The 2,377-nt window shown below is 58.0% G+C and carries 1 protein-coding gene and 1 pseudogene; one reads left to right on the forward strand and one right to left on the reverse strand.

Annotation, left to right across the window (positions count from 1 at the left end):
• The first annotated feature begins 121 nt into the window (after window positions 1-121).
• Entirely contained in the window at window positions 122-760 is a 639-nt protein-coding gene (locus V8352_RS21500; RefSeq protein WP_336426301.1) for a glutathione S-transferase family protein, read from the forward strand.
• 210 nt (window positions 761-970) lie between these two features.
• Here the strand turns inward: V8352_RS21500 and V8352_RS21505 are convergent.
• A pseudogene (locus tag V8352_RS21505) lies at window positions 971-1,552 on the reverse strand (transposase); the annotation flags it as partial.
• Window positions 1,553-2,377: the final 825 nt, after the last annotated feature.

The raw sequence follows: 2,377 nt of genomic DNA on the forward strand, positions 1-2,377 counted from the left end.
GGACGGCCTGCTACCCGGACGCCGACGTCGGGTGCGCGAGACAAACCCAAACCCCAGGAAACTGCCCCCCTGAGCACAAGTCCGCAGCTTCATGAATTATCCGGGTTAGGAGACCTCAGTGATGTACAAGCTTTTTTACGCTCCCGAGAGTGCCTCCATGGGCGTCCGCGTCTTGTTGGAAGAAATCGGCGCCCCTTACGAGCTCATCCAGACGACTGTGGCAATGGACACGCCACGCCCGCCGGAGCAGCTTGCGATCAATCCCAACGGCTGGGTCCCTGTTCTGTTATGGGAGGGCGGCGCAATGTATGAATGCGCGGCGATCACGGTCTTTCTTTGCGACCGTCATCCCGAAGCAGGGCTGGCACCGGCCGTCGAGGATCCTGCGCGCGCGACGTATCTTCAGACTTTGGTCTATTTTTCCAACTCGGTTCAAAACGCTTTTCAACTCACTTATTATCCGGACCGCTTTGTCGACGCGCCGGTGGATGAACCAAGTGCGCACCGGCGGGGCAACCGTCGGCTGAGAGAGACCTGGATGATCATCAACGATCAGATTGGCGATAACGAATGGATGCTGGGTCAACGGTTCAGCGCGGCTGATATTTATCTCTTCATGCTGACCACATGGCTGAACTCGGCCATAGGACACCCGGCCATATCCGAGTTTTCCAATGCAAAGCGCATCGCTGACAAAGTTTTGCAAAGATCGAGTGTTCAGCACGTCTATCAGCCATGGGTAGAAAACCCGGAGTATTGACGGCCACCGCTCCCAGGGCGCGCCTGAACCAGCCAGAGTAATACGTCTTAGAAATTGGCTTCACTGAGGAGCATCTGATCTACCGCTTCGACTGCGCCGATTTCGGATCAATCGCGCTTTGATTTTGCGGGTGAGGCCCGATTTTGCGCTCGGAGTGCCAGAATAGGCAGCCCTGAGGCGCCCAACCCCTGATTTCGGGCAGACACCACCTCATGCCATCAGCTTTCGTCGGACAAGGAACAGGTTGCCAAGGGCGAACAGCGTGAACAGCTGCGCGCGGTTCTTCGCAAGACCCCGATAGCGGGTCTTGATGTAACCGAACTGGCGCTTGAGCACGCGGAAGGGATGCTCGACCCGTGCCCGCACCTTGGCGATGATCCGGTTGATGTCTTCGTCGCTGGGATGAAGCGCGCCGCCTTTCGGCGCCTTGCGCATGACGCCCCAGAACTTGTCGGGACCAGAGAACACGGCCTCCCGCGTGGCGTTGACNCTGGGATGAAGCGCGCCGCCTTTCGGCGCCTTGCGCATGACGCCCCAGAACTTGTCGGGACCAGAGAACACGGCCTCCCGCGTGGCGTTGACATAGCCCTTGTCCGCCCAGATCGACGTTTCATCACCGTGCAGCAGTTCGTCCCAGACCTGGCTGTCGTGTGTCTTGGCCGTGGTGGTGTCCAAGCTATGCACGTTCCCGCTCTGCGCATCGACACCGACATGCGCCTTCATGCCGAAATACCAGTCGTTGCCCTTCTTCGTGGACGACATCTCGGGATCGCGCGTTTTTGCTTCGTTCTTACGAGCAGGTCAGGATACGGCCGATTATCTGTCCGATAAGCGTTTCCGTCCAGATTGATCGGACTCCGCCTATACGATCAACAATAGTTGTTGTTGGTACAGCCGCTTTCCCATGATGAGTAGATTCCGACCCTATGTGAGGCAGACGGCAAAGCGTACTGATGATTCGTGTCCACTTGTCTTGAGGTGGGCACTGCAAGAACGGGCAGTCAGGACTTCGCTCGATGCAATTGGAGGCGTCCCTTCCCTTGATTCATCACGGCGTTGAAGAACACCTGACTGCCCATCCGCAAACGACGATCGCCGCACCTTGCAGGCTGGGCGCCCACAAGGTGCACCAGACTTCCGAATCATGACCACACTTTGGCCGGACGGGTGCCCTGACCATTTGGAAAGATTACCCATGAGCCAAATCGTTTACATCGTTGGCGCAATTGTCATCGTCTTGGCGGTGCTCAGCTTCATCGGTTTTGGCTGACTGCGCCCCCCGATCGCTTGAACCACTGGGGCGAACGCAATGGACCGCCCCCGGATGGCACCTCAACCGGGTCGGGCAAAATTCATTCAACACCCCGGATCGAGGCCCAACGGGATGATGCCTTGGGACGGTGCCAGACTGGCAATGCCCACCGGGCCAGCCCCCGTGCCCCTTCTTAACAATCTGCGGACCGCTCTGTGTCCCTTGATCGCCATCGCTCTGCTGCGCTGGTTGACCTTCTGTTCTGGCCTTTGCGCTCCGCTGCAACCCGAAAGGAAACTCACCATGCTGCCCAAGACACAAGCAAATGTTTTCATTCAGACCCTCGAGGAGATGCGCGACCACGA

The sequence above is a fragment of the Roseovarius sp. D0-M9 genome, from assembly GCF_037083805.1.
In the GTDB taxonomy this organism is placed as follows: Bacteria; Pseudomonadota; Alphaproteobacteria; order Rhodobacterales; family Rhodobacteraceae; genus Roseovarius.